Source organism: Isoalcanivorax indicus (genome assembly GCF_003259185.1).
Taxonomy (GTDB): domain Bacteria; phylum Pseudomonadota; class Gammaproteobacteria; order Pseudomonadales; family Alcanivoracaceae; genus Isoalcanivorax; species Isoalcanivorax indicus.
Genome location: NZ_QGMP01000001.1, coordinates 146,233 through 162,240 on the forward strand (window position 1 = coordinate 146,233; position 16,008 = coordinate 162,240).

The window sequence follows — 16,008 nt, forward strand, 5'->3', positions numbered from 1 at the left end:
TGGAGAAGCCGGGGTGTGACCCCGAAGACACAAAACGCTTAAAAATCCCTCAGAAAGCGCAACACAGCTCACCAGGTATCAATAAATCGCCCTCGCTCCCGGCGGGCGGGGACCGGGGCGCTGTTCAGGCCGCGCAGCAGCCAGGCGCGGGTGTCCACCGGGTCGATGACATTGTCGATCTCCAGGTAACTGGCCATGTTCAGCGCCTGACCATGGCGGTAGGCCGCGCGCACCATGCGGTCAAACAGCTTCTGGCGCTTGTCCGGGTCGTCGATGGCCGCCAGTTCGCGGGCATAGCCCAGCCGCACGGCGCCTTCCAGCCCCATGGCGCCGAACTCGCCGCTGGGCCAGGCCACCGTGAACACCGGCGCATGGAAGCTGCCAGCGGCCATGGCCTGGGCGCCCAGGCCGTAACCCTTGCGCAGTACGACGGTGAACACCGGGCTGGTCATGGCGGCGGCGGTGACGAACAGGCGCGACATGTGGCGAACACTGGCGCTGCGTTCGGCCTCCGGGCCGACCATGAAGCCTGGGGTGTCGCACAGGGAGATCAACGGCAGACCAAAGGCATCGCACAGTTGCATGAAGCGAGCCGCCTTGTCGGCGCCGTCGCTGTCGATGGCGCCGCCCAGATGCAGCGGATTGTTGGCGATCAGGCCGAAGGGGCGGCCTTCGAGGCGCACCAGCGCGGTGATCATGCCGGGGGCGAAGGCGCGGCGCAGTTCCAGCACCGTGCCGGTATCCGCCAGGGTGTCGATCACCTGGCGGATGTCATAGACCCGCACCCGGTTTTCCGGAATCAGGTGACGCAGGTGGCGCTGGTCGGCGCACTGCCAGTCGTTCAGGCGACCCTGGAAGTAACCCAGATACTGGCGTGCTGTGGCGGTGGCGGCCGCCTCATCCTTGACCACGATATCCAGCACGCCATTGGCCGCCTGCACGCTGACCGGGCCCACCTGTTCCGGCGTGTAGCGGCCCAGGCCACCGCCTTCGATCATGGCCGGTCCGGCCATGCCGAGGGTGGTGTTCTCGGTGGCGATGATCACATCGCAGCAACCGGCCAGCGCCGCATTGCCGGCAAAACAGCGCCCGGAGACGACACTCACCAGCGGCACCTGGCCGCTCAGGCGGGCCAGGCCGAGGAAGGTCATGTTGTCGAGCCCGGCGACGCCAGGGAAGTCGGAGTCCCCGGGGCGCCCGCCGCCACCCTCGGCATACAGCACTACCGGCAGCTTCCAGTGCGCGGCCATCTCCAGCATGCGGTCGGTTTTCTTGTGATTCATCATGCCCTGGGTGCCCGCGAACACGGTGTAGTCGTAGGCCAGCGCCATACAGCGTGCGGCGTCGCTGCCGAACAGGTCGGCATTGATGGTACCGGTACCCGCCACCAGGCCGTCGGCAGGGCTCAGGGCGATGAGTTCTTCGGTGCTGCGGCGACGTCGCTGGGCCGCCAGGGCCAGGCCGCCGTATTCGCTGAAGCTGTCGGGGTCGAGTAACTGGTCAAGATTTTCCCGGGTGGTGCGCTGCCCGGTCTTGCGGCGCCGGGCCACGGCGTCGGGGCGGGCCGCATCAAGCAGGCCGTGCTGGCGTGCCAGCACGGCGGCCAGGTCATCGCGTACCCGGTCCAGATCCAGCTCGGTGGTGGTCTGGTGTGCCGATGCCGCGCTGTCATCCGCCAGCAGCACCAGCACACGCTCGCCCTCGGCCAGCAGCGCGCCTTCGGTTGCACACACGTCCACCAGTTGCCCGGCCACCGGTGCTTTCAGTTCGAATTCCATTTTCATGGCGTCCATCAGGGCCAGGGTGTCGCCAGCGTGCACGGTATCGCCGGGGGCGTGCAGCAGACGCGTCAGGGTGCCCGCCACCGGCGCGGTCACGGCGTCATGTCCCGGAGGCAGCGGCGCGGCCGTCTCTCCTTGTGAGGGGACTCTCGAGGCGCTGTCGCCGGTATTGACGATGTAACGGCGCGGATGGGGGGTGTCGGGGGCGGCCAGCAAGGCAGCGCGTTCGCGGTCAATAAAACCGGTGTCTACCTGCAAGGTCTGCACGGCCGGGTGACGCAACAGGTTCTGCAGCAGCGGTACGCTGGTGGCCACGCCTTCGATACGGCATTCACACAGGGCCTGGTACGCCTGGCGCCACAGCGCAGACAGGTCCTCGCCGGGCTGGTGCACGATCAGCTTGGCCAGCAGGGTATCGAAACGTGGATTGCTGGCGTAGCCGGTATAGCCGCTGCTGTCCACGCGCAGCCCCGGGCCGTTGGGCAGGTCGAAAGCTGAAAGCGTGCCGTGGGCGGGGCGCACGCTGCCGTCTTCGCTGAGGGTTTCCGTATTGATGCGCAGCTGCACCGCCTGGCCGTGGCGTGCCGGTGACTGGGTCAGCCCCAGCGAGGCCAGGCTGGCGCCCGTGGCGACACGGCATTGCAGTTGCACCAGATCAAGCCCGGTCACGGCTTCTGTCACGGTGTGTTCCACCTGCAGGCGCGGGTTCATTTCGATAAACCAGAAGGGGCTGTCGGCCTCTGACTCCGCCGCCACCAGGAATTCCACCGTGCCCAGGCCGCGATAGCGCACCGAGTGGCCCAACGCCACGGCGGCCTCCAGCAGTCGCTGGCGCAGTCGCTCGGGCAGGCCGGGGGCGGGGGCCAGCTCAATCAGTTTCTGGTGCTGACGTTGCAGCGTGCAATCGCGCTCGCCCAGATGAATCACGTTGCCCTCGCCGTCCCCCAGCAGCTGCACCTCGATATGCCGCGCTGCCGGGATCAGGGCTTCCACATAGAGATCATCGCGGCCGAACGCCTGGCGCGCTTCGGCCTGGCAGCGCTCGAAGGCGGCGGGGATCTGCGCGGCGTCGGTCACCCGGCGCATGCCGCGCCCGCCGCCGCCGGCCAGCGCCTTGATCATCATGCCGTGTTCATGCCCCTGCACGGCCAGTGTCCGGAAGAAGGCCTCGGCCTGTGCGAGGGATACCGCCGAGTCGGTCCCGCTGACTACGGGCACGTCCGCGGCCAGGGCCTGTTGACGGGCACGCACCTTGTCACCAAACAGCGTCAGGGTCTCCGGCGTGGGGCCGATAAAGGTCAGTCCGGCGGTGGTGCATTCGCGGGCGAAATCGGCGCTTTCGCTGAGGAAGCCGTAACCGGGATGCACCAGCGTGCAGTGGTGCTGCTGCGCGGCCTCCATCAGTGCGGCGCTGTCCAGATACGCGGCGGGTCCGGTGCCGGGTAGCGTGTGTACCGCATCGGCATGACGGGTATGCAGCGCCTGTTGGTCATCCTCGCTGCATACCGCCACGGTGTGCCAGCCCAGCGCGCTGGCGGCACGGTGAATGCGAATGGCGATTTCACCGCGATTGGCGATCAGCAAACGAGGGTGTGATGTCGACATGTCATGATCCTTGCGCGCAGAGGGGGGGCTTGGCTCTCCGATGGTAGGACAGATGCAGGTGCCGGTTAACTGAGCAATTTCGATGTCGCACCATGCAGCAGATGAATAGACGTCACACTTTCACGGTGCGGAGCGTCTCAAGGCAACAAACGGTTAACAGGGTTACCACGGAGGTGAAGCCGTGCCTGCCCGTACAGTGACGCGGTGGGTGCTGTGTCTTGCAGCGCCATTTTTTCAAAAAAAAGATACGGGGTACCTCCATGGCATGGCGCGCGCTGGTGGGCGCGGTGGGTGCGGCGGCAATGCTGTCGGCATCACCGGCTCATACTTCTCTGCTGAATAATCTGCTCAACGATACGACGACGCTGGTCTCGGATCTGGTCACGGAAACCGGTCTGCTGCCCGGTGAGGGCATCGACGATCATTACATCGTGATGCTGGATCCGGCGATCACGGATCTGCTCGGCGTGGCGGGGCTGGATCAGGCCATTGCCACGGTGCTGGCCACGGTCGGCGGCGGTGAGGTGACACACGTTTACGAGCACGCCCTGACAGGCATGTCGGTGCGCCTGAGCAGCGTGCAGGCGGGGTTGCTGCGCGCGTTGCCCGGGGTGCTGCATGTGGAGCAGGACCAGGTGATTCAACTGGCAGCAACGCAGAACAATGCCACCTGGGGGCTGGATCGCATCGACCAGCGCCACCTGCCGCTGGACGGTCGCTATACCTATCCGGATAGCGCGGGGGCGGGGGTCAATGTCTATATCCTCGATACCGGGCTGCGTGCCAGCCATGTCGAATTCGAAGGCCGCGTGATTCCCGGGCGCAACTTCGCCAGTCATGGCAGTGGCGGTTTCCTGGGCCTCATCGGCGGCGGAGGCAGCACCGATCCGGCCAACACCAGCGACTGCAACGGTCATGGCACCCATGTGGCGGGCACCGCCGTGGGCACTGTGTACGGCGTGGCCAAATCGGCCAGCATCGCGCCCGTGCGGGTGCTGGATTGCGGCGGCAGCGGCGCCAATTCCGGCGTGATCGCCGGGGTCGACTGGGTGGCCGCCAACCACATCAAGCCTGCGGTGGCGAACATGTCCCTGGGTGGTGGTAACTCCACAGCGCTGGATGCCGCCGTGCGCAATGCGGTGGCCAGCGGGGTGACCTTTGTGGTGGCCGCGGGCAACAGCAATGCCAACGCCTGCACCGGCTCACCGAACCGGGTGGCGGAGGCCATCACCGTGGGCTCCACCACCCGCACGGACGCGCGCTCGTCGTTCTCCAACTTCGGCAGTTGTGTAGACATCTTCGCCCCGGGCAGCGACATCACCGCCGCCTGGTTCCAGAACGACACCCAGTTGCGCACCATCAGCGGTACTTCCATGGCGGCGCCCCATGTGGCCGGGGTCGCGGCCCTTTATCTGGGCAAGCAGAGCAGCGCCAGCCCGATACAGGTCTTTGACGCCGTGCTGGGTGATGCCACGGTCGGTGTGCTCAGTAGCGTGGGCAACGGCTCCCCCAATCTGCTGGCCTGGGTCGACCCGGAAGATAACGGCAACGGGGTCGACCGTCCGCCCGTGGCGGCCTTTACGGCGGACTGCAATGGTCTGACCTGCACCTTCGATGGCCGTGGCAGCACGGATGATGTGGCGGTGGCAGCCTGGGACTGGCAGTTTGGCGATGGCAACACGGCCAATGGTGAAACAGTGTCGCACACCTATGCCAGCTTCGGGGATTACACGGTCACCCTGACCGTGACCGACACGGCGAATCAGACGGCACAGCGAAGCGAGAATGTCAGCGTCAGCAGCGACGAGGCGCCTGTCTGCCCGGATTGCACGCGCTATACGGGTCAGTTGAACAACGGTCAGCAGGCGACCTTCCCGGGCAACGGCTTCAGCTTTTCCGGTGGTCAGATCGAAGGCTTCCTGAGCAGCCCGGCGGGCAGCAGCTTCGATGTGTTCCTGGAGCGCCGCAGCTGCGTCCTGTTGTTCTCGTGCAGCTGGAGCAGCGTGGCCAGCGGCCAGGGCAGCGGCGCGCAGAAAACCCTGAATGCCAGCGTCGCCAGCGGCACCTATCGCTGGCGCGTGCGGGCCACCCAGGGCAGTGGCAGCTTTGAGTTGTTGACGAATCCCTGATGGTGAGAGCGATCCTCCTCACCGGGATAGGGAGGGGGATCGCTTACCCGCCAGCCATGGTGTGGCGATATTCATGTATTGCCTGCCAACCGATAACATTGATCCCGTTGCGCTGCATGTTCTGATCGCCGCCGTAGACCAGCCATGGAGGCAGGCTCTCGTCGCCTGCGACGCTACCCGCGCGCTGTGCTGCGCGCAGGTAATCGCGTGTCACCGTTGCGCCAGACTTTATCTCTACAGGTTGCAGACGCCCCATGGTCTCGAACAGCAGATCGGCTTCGAGGCCGTTGTTGTCGCGCCAGAAATAAAGCCCGCCATGTTCGCCATTGTTGTAACGTGCCTTGAGAAACTCGCTGACCATCAGCGTTTCGAAGAGGGCGCCTCTCAGGGGGTGAAGGGCCAGCGTCGCTTCATCGCGAATGCCGAGCAGCCAACTGGCCAGTCCCACATCGACAAAGTAGAGCTTTGGTGTTTTGACCAGTCGCTTGCCAAAATTCCGGTGGTAGGGCGGCAGCAGGAAAATCAGATCACTGGCTTCCATGACTGACAGCCAGGCTTTGGCGGTGGGCTGGGCAATGCCCGCTTCGCCCGCCAGGGCATTGAGATTCAGCAGTTGTCCGGTGCGTCCGGCGCAGAGCCTGACGAAGCGCTGAAAGCTGGTCAGGTCACGCACTTTCAAGACCTGACGCACATCCCGCTCTACGTAGCTGGCGACATAACTGGCAAACCAGTCGGCGGGCCGCAGGTTGCTGGTGTGCAGCAGTGGATAACCGCCTCGCAACAAGGCTGCATCTGCGCTCATCGCCGCTCGTTGCGCATCTGGCAACTCCCCCAGGGTGAGCGGTAACAGCCGTGTCATGGCGACCCGCCCGGCCAGAGACTGGGTCACGCCCGCGGTCAGGTCGAATTGCTGTGAGCCGGTCAGCACAAAGCGGCCAGGCTGCCGGTCGGCATCCACCAGGCCTTGCAACCAGGAGAAGAGGGCTGGCCAGCGTTGGGCTTCGTCAAAGATGGCGCCCTCATGGAAACGGGCCAGGAAACCCTTGGGGTCGTCCTCCGCAAACGCCCGCTCTTCCGGGTCCTCCAGACTGACGTACGGCTTTTCGGGAAAGAGATCTTTGACGAGCGTCGTTTTGCCGGACTGGCGAGGTCCCGTTACGGCAATGACCGGAAAGCCTGCAGCCAGTCGCAAGAGTGTAGAAGACAGGTCGCGCTCAAGCATACATACAATCTCAAGTTTCAATTTTGAAATTGTATGCATCTCGGCCGCACTTTGCCACCCTGCTGTCGGGATACTGCTTCAGGCTCTTGCTGCCGCCTCGTGCGCCAGCAGCCAGCGTTTGCGGGCCAGGCCGCCGGCGTAGCCGGTCAGGCTGCCGTCGCGGCCGATGACCCGGTGGCAGGGCACGACGATGGCCAGCGGATTGCGGCCGTTGGCGGCGCCCACCGCGCGTACCGCGCGGGGGTTGTCCAGCCGGGCGGCGATGTCGGCGTAGCTGGCGGTGGCGCCGAAGGGGATGTCGCACAAGCGGCGCCATACCTGTTGCTGGAATGGCGTGCCGCTGGCGGCCAGGGGGAGCTCGAAGCGGGTGCGCTGCCCGGCGAAGTATTCTGCGAGTTGTTGCTGGCACAGACGGGTGTGCGCATTGGGTTGCGGTGCCGGAGATGCCGTGTCGTGGTCTGTGGCATCAAGGAAGGTGATGGCGGTCAGTCCGTCATCGCTGGCCTGGATGCGGATCAGGCCGAGAGACGCCGCGGCAGGCTGGTAATAATCGAAGGCCAGGGCAGTGCTCATATCGGTTGGCTCCATAGCTGGAAAGTCAGATAGCTGCGCCAGGGTGCGGCGAGATCGGGATCGGTTTGCTTCGGGTCGGCGCTGCTCAGTAACGCAAGCGCCTTGCGGATACCCAGGTCGCCGGCCAGCCAGATGTCCGGGTGAGACGTGCCGCGCAGGGCCGCATAGTCGGCGGTCCAGGTGCCGATGCCCTTGAGGGCTGTCCAGGTTTGCGGGTCGTCGTCGGCCGCGTCGCTGGCGTGCCAGGCGGCGAATCGTCGCAACGTCTGGCGCCGGGCGTCGGGCATGCCCAGAAAGGCCAGATCGCTGTGGGCCATCTGTGCGGGCGTGGGGAAATAACGCAGGCCCTCGGCCTCGCCGTCGCCCAGCGTCTTCACCAGGGTGGTGACCAGCCGTTGTGCCGCCGCGACAGAGACCTGTTGGCCGAGAATGGCGCGCACGCCGGCCTCAAACGGTGACCAGATGCCGGGCAAGCGCAGCCCGTTGATCAGGGGCAGGCCAGGCAATACCTCGCTCAGGTGCGCCTCGATCCGGGCGGTATCGGCATCCAGATCCAGCATGCGGCGGATATGGCGCACCACGGGCGCCAGCAGGCTCAGGTCGTCGAGTTGCAGGCTGACCTCGAAGGCATGTTGTGCCGGGCGATGCCGGGCAGTGAAGCGCCCGCGTGCGGTGCCCCATTGCAGGGTGCGGCCATAACTGTCCTGGTCCAGCCATTCCAGACCCTCGATGCAGCGCCGGGCATGGAAATCATGCAGCACCTGCCAGGCGTAGGGCGGCCGGTATGCCAGCGTGAGGGTCAGCGCTGCGTCGGGATCGCCGGCTTTGCGGCGCACCGCGCGCGGCGGCAGGCCGATCTGCGCCTTGAAGGCGTCGTTGAAGCGACGCAGGCTGCGAAAGCCGCTGGCAAAGGCGACATCGGTGATCGGCAACTGACTCTGATGCAGCAACTGTTTGGCAAACAGGCATTGGCGATACAGGGCATAGGCCTTGGGCGAGACGCCAAGATGCTGATGAAACAGCTGGCGCAGATAACGTGGGCCGATGCCCAGGCGGTGGCACAGGTCGGTGATGGACCCCTGTTGCAGTGCGCCTTCGTCGATCAATCGCAGTGCCCGGCGCAGCGTGGTGTGGCTGCCATGCCAGGCCGGTGATTCCGGCGCGCAATCGGGGCGGCAGCGCAGGCAAGGGCGAAAACCGGCGTGCGCTGCGGCGGTGGCGCTGTCGAAATAGCGCACATTGCGTTCCAGCGGTGGCGTAGCCGGACACACCGGCCGACAGTAGATGCCGGTGCTGGTGACGGCGGTGACAAAGCAGCCGTCGAAGCGCGCGTCACGCGACAGGCGAGCCTGACGGCAGGTGGTGGCATCCAGCATCACATGCTCCCGATGAGTGATCGGATGCCAGTATAGCGTTGGGTCAGCGCAAGACTGGCCAGAAACGGCAGTCAAGCATGGGCCTGCCGGGTCAGGCGGTCACGATCTTCAGGGTGTTGGTGCCGCCGTGTGCCTTGTCGTAGTCGCCCTTGGTGATCAGGATGCGGTCGCCCGTCTCCACCAGCCCCCGATTGAGCAGCTCTGATACGGCCAGGCCGTTGATTTCGGCGTTGGGCACGGCGTCATTGTCGAAGGCGATGGTTTCCACGCCCCGGTAGATTGCCACGCGACGCTGGGTATGCGGGTGCGGGGTAAAGGCGAAGATCGGCATGCCGGTGCGCAGGCGAGACATGAGTTTCGGGGTGGCACCGGTTTCGGTCATGGCGATGATGGCGCGCACGCCGCGCAAGTGATTGGCCACATACATGGCGGCCATGGCGATGGCTTCGTCGATGGCTTCCAGTGTGTCCGGCTGGCGCTGCTCCGGGGCGTGTTGCTGCCAGGAGCATTCGGCCCCGCGAATGATGCGGTGCATGGCCTGGACGGTGGCCACCGGGTACTCGCCCACAGCGGTCTCGCCGGACAACATGACGGCGTCGGTCCCGTCCAGCACCGCGTTGGCCACATCCGATACTTCGGCGCGGGTGGGCTGCGGGCTGCTGATCATGGACTCCATCATCTGTGTGGCGGTAATCACGAAGCGGTCCAGCGCGCGGGCCCGGGCGATGATCTGCTTCTGCACCCCCACCAGGGCGGCGTCGCCGATTTCCACCGCCAGATCGCCACGGGCCACCATGACGCCATCCGAGGCGCGGATCAGATCGTCCAGCACCTGGGGGTCGGCCACCGCCTCGGCGCGCTCGATCTTGGCCACCATGCCGCCCTGGCCGCCCGCTTCCCGATACAGTCGACGGGCCAGCTCGACATCCTCGGCGTTGCGCGGGAACGACAAGGCGAGATAGTCCAGGTCCAGCTTTGCTGCCAGGAAGATGTCCTCGCGGTCCTTGGTGGTCAGTGCCGCCGCTGTCAGTCCGCCGCCCTTGCGGTTGATGCCCTTGTTGTTGGACAAGGTGCCACCGGTGACGACATCGCAGCGTACGCGGCTGCCGTCGATGTCCAGCACGCGCAGTTCGATCAGCCCGTCATTGAGCAGCAGGGTGTCACCCGGACGGCAATCCCGGGCCAGATCCGGGTAGTCCACGCCGACCTGATGGATGTCACCGGCTTCCTTGTCCAGGGCGGTATCGAGCACGAAGGTGCTGCCGGTTTTCAGTTGCACCGGCCCGTCGCGAAAGCGGGCCACGCGGATTTTCGGGCCCTGGAGGTCGCCCAGCAGGGCCACGATACGCTGGGCGTCGCTGCTGGCCGCACGAATGCGTGCCGCCAGGGTTTCATGGTCTGCAGCACTGCCATGGGAGAAATTCAGCCGGAATACGTTAACGCCCGCGTCGATCAGCGCGCGCAGCATCTCGGGGGAGGAAGAGGCGGGGCCAACGGTGGCCACGATCTTGGTGCCTCGAAACATGGCAGTGTCCTGTGCGTGTCGTCAGAGAACGCCAGTGTAGCGATTCACACGCGGGCCCGCATGGCTCACAAAAAGACACATTTCTTACATGGAGAGCGCCGCGCCTGCGGGGAATACTGGGGTCAGTCGATTTACTGTTGACTGCCTTATCGAAACAAGCTCAGGCGGCTCTCCTCGGAGCCGCCTTTTTTTTGCCCCGCTGATCGTGGCGCGCAGGGGGTAAAAGCAGAAAGGCCATCCCCGGTGAGGAGATGGCCTTTCGTATCTGGTGCACCCGACTGGATTCGAACCAGTGACCCCTGCCTTCGGAGGGCAGTACTCTATCCAGCTGAGCTACGGGTGCGTGGTGGTGTTCCACTCGGCGGGCGCTGGTGCCTGCTGAGTGTGTTGGCAGCGCGTTGCGCTGCACAGTACTCCCCGGCTTCGCCGGGCCCGGCCCCCGCGCTGCATCGCGGAGGCGCTGCGGCGGCGGAAGCTGTGCTTCCTTGAGTCCGCCTTCGCCCCGCTGAGCTACGGGTGCAAGGGCCGCACATGATAATGACTTGCCGGGCTGACGTCCACGGTGGGTGCTTGCCGTGGGTGGGAGCGCGGGCTAGGGTGAGCAGCGCGCCATGACACAGGATAAGGAGCAGACCCCATGAAGACCCCTACCGAACTGTTTGACCTGACCGGCCGTATAGCGCTGGTGACCGGCGCCAGCCGGGGCATTGGCGAGGCCATTGCGCGCACGCTGGCCAGCGCAGGCGCCCATGTGATCGTGTCCTCACGCAAGGCGGAGGCCTGCGAAACGGTGGTGGCGGCGATTCGTGAGGCCGGGGGGCAGGCCGAGGCGCTGGCCTGCCATATCGGTGAGATGGAGCAGATCCAGGCACTGTTTGCGGCGATCCGCGAGCGTCACGGGCGCCTGGATATCCTGGTCAACAATGCGGCGGCCAACCCCTATTTCGGTCATATCCTGGATACGGACCTCAGTGCATTCCAGAAAACGGTGGATGTGAATATCCGGGGATACTTCTTCATGTCGGTGGAAGCGGGCAAGCTGATGCGCGACCAGGGCCGTGGGGCCATCGTCAATGTGGCGTCGGTCAATGGGGTCATTCCGGGGCCGATGCAGGGCATCTACTCCATCACCAAGGCGGCGGTGATTTCCATGACCAAGGCATTTGCCCGCGAGTGCGGACAGACCGGCATCCGTGTCAACGCCTTGCTGCCCGGTGCCACGGATACGAAATTCGCCAGTGCGCTGGTCCAGAACGAGGCGATCCTCAAATCGCTGCTCACCCATGTGCCCATGAACCGGGTGGCCGATCCGGCGGAAATGGCGGGCGCCGTGTTGTACCTGGTCAGTGATGCCAGCAGCTATACTACCGGCACCTGCATGCAGGTGGATGGGGGCTACCTCACGGCCTGAGGGCGTGGCTTTTACAAACTTTTCAGCACTTTGCCCGCGCTCTTGGCTACTTTATAGAGTATTCAAAACCAGCAGCGAATCTGATTTGCCGGTGCCAGTTTTTCGGGGGGCGCGCATCAGGTATTGCCGCGAATCATGACCCCCGTTGCATGGAGGAACGAGCAGTGCGTATTGCCTACCTTGAAGATGACACCGCCCAGGCTGACCTGGTCCAGCACATGCTGGCAGAGGCGGGGCATTCGTGCATGCATTGCACCAACGGCCGTGAATTCATGGTGCAGATGCGCCGGGAAACCTTCGATCTGTTGCTGCTCGACTGGGAAGTGCCGGACATGAGCGGGCGTGAAGTGCTGAGCGAACTGCGCGCCAGCGGCAATGCGGTGCCGGTCCTGTTTGCCACCCAGCGGGATGACGAGGCCTCCATCGTGGGGGCCCTGTCCCAGGGGGCAGATGATTACATGGTCAAACCCGTGCGCCAGGCGGAGCTGCTGGCGCGGATTACGGCGCTGGGGCGTCGTGCCGGCGTGGGTGAGGTGGTCCAGCAGGCCGTTCAGGAAGTAGGGCCATGGCGCATTGATCGTGGCCGCCGCGTTATCACGCTGGATGGCGAACCCGCCAAGCTGACGGACAAGGACTTCGAACTGGCCAGCTATCTGTTCCAGAATATCGGCAAGCTGATGTCCCGGGCGCATTTGCTGGAGAAAGTCTGGGGCATCATGTCCGCCATCGAGTCGCGCACGGTAGACGTGCATATCAGCCGTATTCGCCGCAGCCTGGAAATCCGGCCCGAGCGGGGTTACCGGATCAAGACCATCTATCAGCATGGCTATCGGCTGGAGCCCGTGGAAGCCGCCGACTAGCTGGCCCGCCCGGGCCGGGCGGCCCGGTTTCCTTTGCTTCACGTCTACCAGATACGGCAAAGTATCTGCTCGTTGCCTTCGCCCGTGAGCCTTGCATGACCAACGTGCTGCCTGACCCTGTCGTAACGGCTGTACCCCGACCTGGCCGGAGGCGCGCATGAGCCATCCACCCGCCAGGGGAGAAAAGCGCCGCTACTATATCGAGCACGCTGCAGTGCTGCTGGTGATTGCGGCGCTCTGCACCGTATTGCTGCACACCGGCGCCCTGATGTCGCTCAGTCGGCATATCTATGACCGCATGCTGCCGCTGTTGCCCCAGGAAGATATGGGGGATCTGGCCATCGTCGCGATCGACGAACAGAGCCTGCAGCAGGTGGGGCGCTGGCCCTGGGACCGCAGTGTCCACGCCCGGCTGGTGTCCCAGCTTGAAGTGTACGGCGCCCGTGCCGTGGTGCTGGATCTCATCTTTGCCGAACCCGACCGGGTCCGGCCCGACTCCGATGCGGCGCTGGTGGATGCCATTGCCAGCCATGGCCGGGTGTTCCTGCCGGTCCATGTCAGCGACAACGGCGGCAACATCATGGAGGTGATGCCGCACACTCCTTTCGCCCAGGCGGCGGCGGGGATGGGGCATGTCGATGTCGAGCTGGACAGCGACGGGGTCGTGCGTGGCCTGTACATGCGCAGTGGGCTGGGGCAGCCGTGGTGGCCGCACTTGTCCCTGGTGCTGCTGGAGGCGCTGGAAAGCCGTGCCGTGACCCGTTTCCCGGCCGACAGCGGCCACCGGGCGGATGATCTGGGCAAGGTGCAGCAGTACTTCCGGCTGGTGCCCTTTTCGCGGGTGCGTGACACGGTGCCGCGTTTCTCGGCGGCCGACGTCCTGGACGGCCAGCTGGACCCGACCTTGCTGGAAGGCCGTATCGTCTTCCTGGGAGCGACCGCCCAGGGTCTGGGAGACCTGTTGCCGACGCCGCTGGCGGGCCGTGCCGGGCTGATGCCCGGCGTCGAGATGAACGCCAGTGTATTTACCGCCTTGCGCCATGATGCGCTGATCCGGCCCATGCCCGCTGGCTGGGTGTGGGGCCTCACCCTGATCCTGGCCCTGATCGCGCCGATGACGTTGCCCTTCGTGGCGCCGCGCTGGTCCATTCCGCTGGTGCTGGGCGTGCTGGGGGGGATTCTGTCTTTCAGCTTCGTGCTGTTGCTCTGGTTTGATCTCTGGTTCCCGGCAGGCCCCGCGTTGCTGGGTGCGGTGCTGGCTTATCCGCTCTGGACCTGGCGCCGCCTGGAATACTCGCTGGGGTATATGCGCGCCGCCTTGCGCCGCCTGTCCGCCCATGACGACCTCAACCGCCGTTTGCTGGCCCCGGCCGCGCTGCCGCGCTTTGTGCAGTGGATGGAGCAGGTGCTGCCGGTCACGGCCTGGCGGCTGACGCGTCGTCCGGGGGGCGCGGTGGAGCAAGGCGGTGCGCCGGTCTCCCGGCATGCCTGGGAGGGTGAGCGGGCGCGTTTTTATGACCTGATGAGTGAGGGCCAGCGCTACGAACTGGCGGTGGTCTGGAACGCGCAGGAGCCAACACCAGCGCGGGAACAGTGGTTGCGCGCCATGCTGTCCCGGGCGGAAGCCATGCCCGAGGACATGGAGCAGTACTACGATGTGGTGGAAAGCCATATCGAGCGGGTGCGGGCCCAGGATCTGCGCCAGCAGGCGTTGACCCGGTTCTTCGAGGCCAGTCTGGCGCAATTGCGCGACGGGGTGGTGATCAGCGATGCCTGTGGCTGCCTGCTGTTCGTCAATGCCCAGGCGTCCGAGTGGCTGGCACTGCCGAGTCGCGAAATGGATGACGTGAGCCTGCTGCAACTGGGCCGTGAGCTCACCCTGCCGGAGGATGCGCAGGGCTGGCAGGGCCTGCTCGACGAGGCGGTGGCCAGTGGCCGGGCGCAGACCGAGTGTCGCAGTCGACGCGGGCAGGAGCTGTACCTGGATATCCTGCGTATTCGCGCCGGGCACCAGCCCGGGGAAGTGCTGATCATGACCCTCAAGGACATCAGCGAGGTCAAGCAGGCCATGCGTGCCCGCTCCGAGATGCTGGATTTCCTGTCCCACGATCTGCGCAGCCCGATGATTTCGTTGCTGGCGCTGTCCGAGCGCTACCGGCAGCAGTATGCCGACGATCCCGCCCTGAGCGATATTCTGGCGCAGACGCACTATTACGCGCGGCGCAGCCTGAACATTGCCGAGCAGTTCCTGCAACTGGCCCGGGCCGAATCCTCGGAAGACATGGAACTGACCGCCGTCGACATGCTGCCGGTGGTCGAGAGCGCCACCGAGCAGGTGGTGCATCAGGCCCAGCAGAAGGACATTCGCCTGCGCTTCGATTACCTGCCCGAGGACGAGGTCTGGGTGTGCGGTAATCATGAATTGCTGGAACGCGCCGTGCTGAACCTGCTGACCAATGCGATCAAGTACAGCGACCCGGGCAATGCCGTAGACGTGCGGCTGTACTGTGACCAGGGTCAGGTCCGCTGCGAGGTCCGTGATCAGGGCGTGGGGATCGAAGCGGATTTCCTGCCCCGGCTGTTCAAGCGCTTCAGCCGCGCCAACAATGCCGGGGGCGCCCGTACACACGGCGCCGGGCTGGGCCTGCGCTTCGTCAAGGTGGTGGCCGAGCGTCATGGTGGCGACATCCAGGTGCAGAGCCAGCCCGGGGAGGGCAGCCGGTTCACGCTCTGTTTGCCGCGCACCGAGGTAGAGTGATCAGGCGATACGCCATTTAACCCGAGCGTTTGAATGGGTATAATCGCGGCCCGCCGCTCCCCAATGCCGAGACGAGGTATCATCGTGAACAAGATTGCAGTCATCAGCCTTGCCGTACTGGCCACCCTGCTGGCCGGGGTGACCCACGGCGCCCGCTCCACCAAGGAAATTTCCCCGCACGGTCTGGGTGAGCGTTCAGTGTTCAGCGAGCGCGCCATTGCCGAGCGTCTGCGCCCGGTGGGCCGGGTGTGTATCGAAGGCGAGGAATGTGGCCCGGCCGCTGGCGCCACCGAGACGGCATCTGCTGAGCCGCGTTCCGGTGAGCAGGTCTATGGCGCAGCCTGTGCGGCCTGCCACAACAGCGGCGCAGCGGGCGCCCCGGTGAAGGGCGATGCGTCTGCCTGGGCGCCGCGTATCAGCAAGGGCATGGATACCCTGACCCAACACACCATCGATGGTTTTGGCGCCATGCCAGCCATGGGCATGTGCATGGACTGCTCGGAAGAAGAAGTGCGTGCGGCAGTGAAGTACCTTGTTGATGCCAGCCGTTAACAGGGTATTCCCGCGCCGCCTCGGGCCCGCTCTGGTGCTGGCGGCGGCGTTCGGGCTGGCCGCCTGTGGTGAGCCCGAGCCACCACAGCCCCAGGTGGAACCGGTGCTGGAAGGCGGTGTCCGTCAGGAGCCGCCACCGCGGGTGGAACCGGCGGACGCGCCGCCACCGCTGGAAGAGCCCACCGAAGACACGCCCGCCGAATAAGGGACTGCAGC

The 16,008-nt window shown here is 65.3% G+C and carries 11 protein-coding genes and 1 tRNA gene; 6 read left to right on the plus strand and 6 right to left on the minus strand.

Annotated elements, in window-relative coordinates; genetic code table 11:
• Positions 1 to 68: 68 nt before the first annotated feature.
• Complete coding sequence (locus tag DKW65_RS00700; protein ID WP_111655445.1) at positions 69 to 3,386, minus strand: acetyl-CoA carboxylase family protein; 3,318 nt, start codon at positions 3,384 to 3,386, stop codon at positions 69 to 71.
• 260 nt (positions 3,387 to 3,646) lie between these two features.
• On the opposite strand from DKW65_RS00700, the gene DKW65_RS00705 reads away from it, so the two are divergent.
• A complete protein-coding gene (locus tag DKW65_RS00705; protein WP_245932360.1) occupies positions 3,647 to 5,515 on the plus strand; it encodes a S8 family serine peptidase in 1,869 nt (622 codons plus the stop codon).
• A 43-nt stretch (positions 5,516 to 5,558) separates the two neighbouring features.
• On the opposite strand, the gene DKW65_RS00710 is transcribed toward DKW65_RS00705, so the two are convergent.
• The 5 genes from DKW65_RS00710 to DKW65_RS00730 form a co-directional block, all read right to left on the minus strand.
• Positions 5,559 to 6,737: an ATP-binding protein gene (locus DKW65_RS00710; RefSeq protein WP_111655446.1), complete on the minus strand. Its 1,179-nt coding sequence runs from the start codon at positions 6,735 to 6,737 to the stop codon at positions 5,559 to 5,561.
• Between the two features lie 78 nt (positions 6,738 to 6,815).
• Entirely contained in the window at positions 6,816 to 7,310 is a 495-nt protein-coding gene (locus DKW65_RS00715; protein ID WP_111655447.1) for a methylated-DNA--[protein]-cysteine S-methyltransferase, read from the minus strand.
• Positions 7,307 to 8,686, minus strand: coding sequence for an AlkA N-terminal domain-containing protein (locus DKW65_RS00720; RefSeq protein ID WP_111655448.1), 1,380 nt, complete (start codon positions 8,684 to 8,686; stop codon positions 7,307 to 7,309). The genes DKW65_RS00715 and DKW65_RS00720 overlap by 4 nt, the downstream gene beginning before the upstream one ends.
• A gap of 91 nt (positions 8,687 to 8,777) precedes the next feature.
• Positions 8,778 to 10,211 carry a pyruvate kinase gene (pyk, locus tag DKW65_RS00725; RefSeq protein ID WP_111655449.1) on the minus strand — a complete coding sequence of 478 codons (1,434 nt, stop codon included), beginning with the start codon at positions 10,209 to 10,211 and terminating at the stop codon, positions 8,778 to 8,780.
• A 266-nt stretch (positions 10,212 to 10,477) separates the two neighbouring features.
• Positions 10,478 to 10,554, minus strand: a tRNA-Arg gene (locus DKW65_RS00730).
• A gap of 294 nt (positions 10,555 to 10,848) precedes the next feature.
• Here DKW65_RS00730 and DKW65_RS00735 point away from each other — a divergent pair.
• The 5 genes from DKW65_RS00735 (at position 10,849) to DKW65_RS15770 (ending at position 15,997) form a co-directional block, all read left to right on the plus strand.
• On the plus strand, positions 10,849 to 11,622 hold the full coding sequence (locus DKW65_RS00735; protein WP_111655450.1) for an SDR family oxidoreductase: 774 nt from the start codon (positions 10,849 to 10,851) through the stop codon (positions 11,620 to 11,622).
• Between the two features lie 164 nt (positions 11,623 to 11,786).
• Positions 11,787 to 12,482 (plus strand): response regulator transcription factor, encoded by a 696-nt coding sequence (locus DKW65_RS00740; protein WP_111657462.1) that lies wholly within the window; start codon positions 11,787 to 11,789, stop codon positions 12,480 to 12,482.
• 157 nt (positions 12,483 to 12,639) lie between these two features.
• Positions 12,640 to 15,240 carry a CHASE2 domain-containing protein gene (locus DKW65_RS00745; RefSeq protein ID WP_111655451.1) on the plus strand — a complete coding sequence of 867 codons (2,601 nt, stop codon included), beginning with the start codon at positions 12,640 to 12,642 and terminating at the stop codon, positions 15,238 to 15,240.
• An 84-nt stretch (positions 15,241 to 15,324) separates the two neighbouring features.
• Positions 15,325 to 15,792, plus strand: coding sequence for a c-type cytochrome (locus DKW65_RS00750; protein WP_245932361.1), 468 nt, complete (start codon positions 15,325 to 15,327; stop codon positions 15,790 to 15,792).
• A complete protein-coding gene (locus DKW65_RS15770) occupies positions 15,779 to 15,997 on the plus strand; it encodes a hypothetical protein (RefSeq protein WP_162925624.1) in 219 nt (72 codons plus the stop codon). Before DKW65_RS00750 ends, DKW65_RS15770 begins: the two co-directional genes overlap by 14 nt.
• The last annotated feature ends 11 nt before the right edge of the window (positions 15,998 to 16,008 follow it).

Coding starts and splice junctions, on each gene's coding strand:
- DKW65_RS00705 (WP_245932360.1), top strand. CDS start 3,647: ATGGCATGGCGCGCGCTGGTGGGCGCGGTGGGTGCGGCGGCAATGCTG.
- pyk (WP_111655449.1), bottom strand. CDS start 10,211: ATGTTTCGAGGCACCAAGATCGTGGCCACCGTTGGCCCCGCCTCTTCC.
- DKW65_RS00710 (WP_111655446.1), bottom strand. CDS start 6,737: ATGCTTGAGCGCGACCTGTCTTCTACACTCTTGCGACTGGCTGCAGGC.
- DKW65_RS00720 (WP_111655448.1), bottom strand. CDS start 8,686: ATGCTGGATGCCACCACCTGCCGTCAGGCTCGCCTGTCGCGTGACGCG.
- DKW65_RS15770 (WP_162925624.1), top strand. CDS start 15,779: ATGCCAGCCGTTAACAGGGTATTCCCGCGCCGCCTCGGGCCCGCTCTG.
- DKW65_RS00700 (WP_111655445.1), bottom strand. CDS start 3,386: ATGTCGACATCACACCCTCGTTTGCTGATCGCCAATCGCGGTGAAATC.
- DKW65_RS00715 (WP_111655447.1), bottom strand. CDS start 7,310: ATGAGCACTGCCCTGGCCTTCGATTATTACCAGCCTGCCGCGGCGTCT.
- DKW65_RS00745 (WP_111655451.1), top strand. CDS start 12,640: ATGAGCCATCCACCCGCCAGGGGAGAAAAGCGCCGCTACTATATCGAG.
- DKW65_RS00735 (WP_111655450.1), top strand. CDS start 10,849: ATGAAGACCCCTACCGAACTGTTTGACCTGACCGGCCGTATAGCGCTG.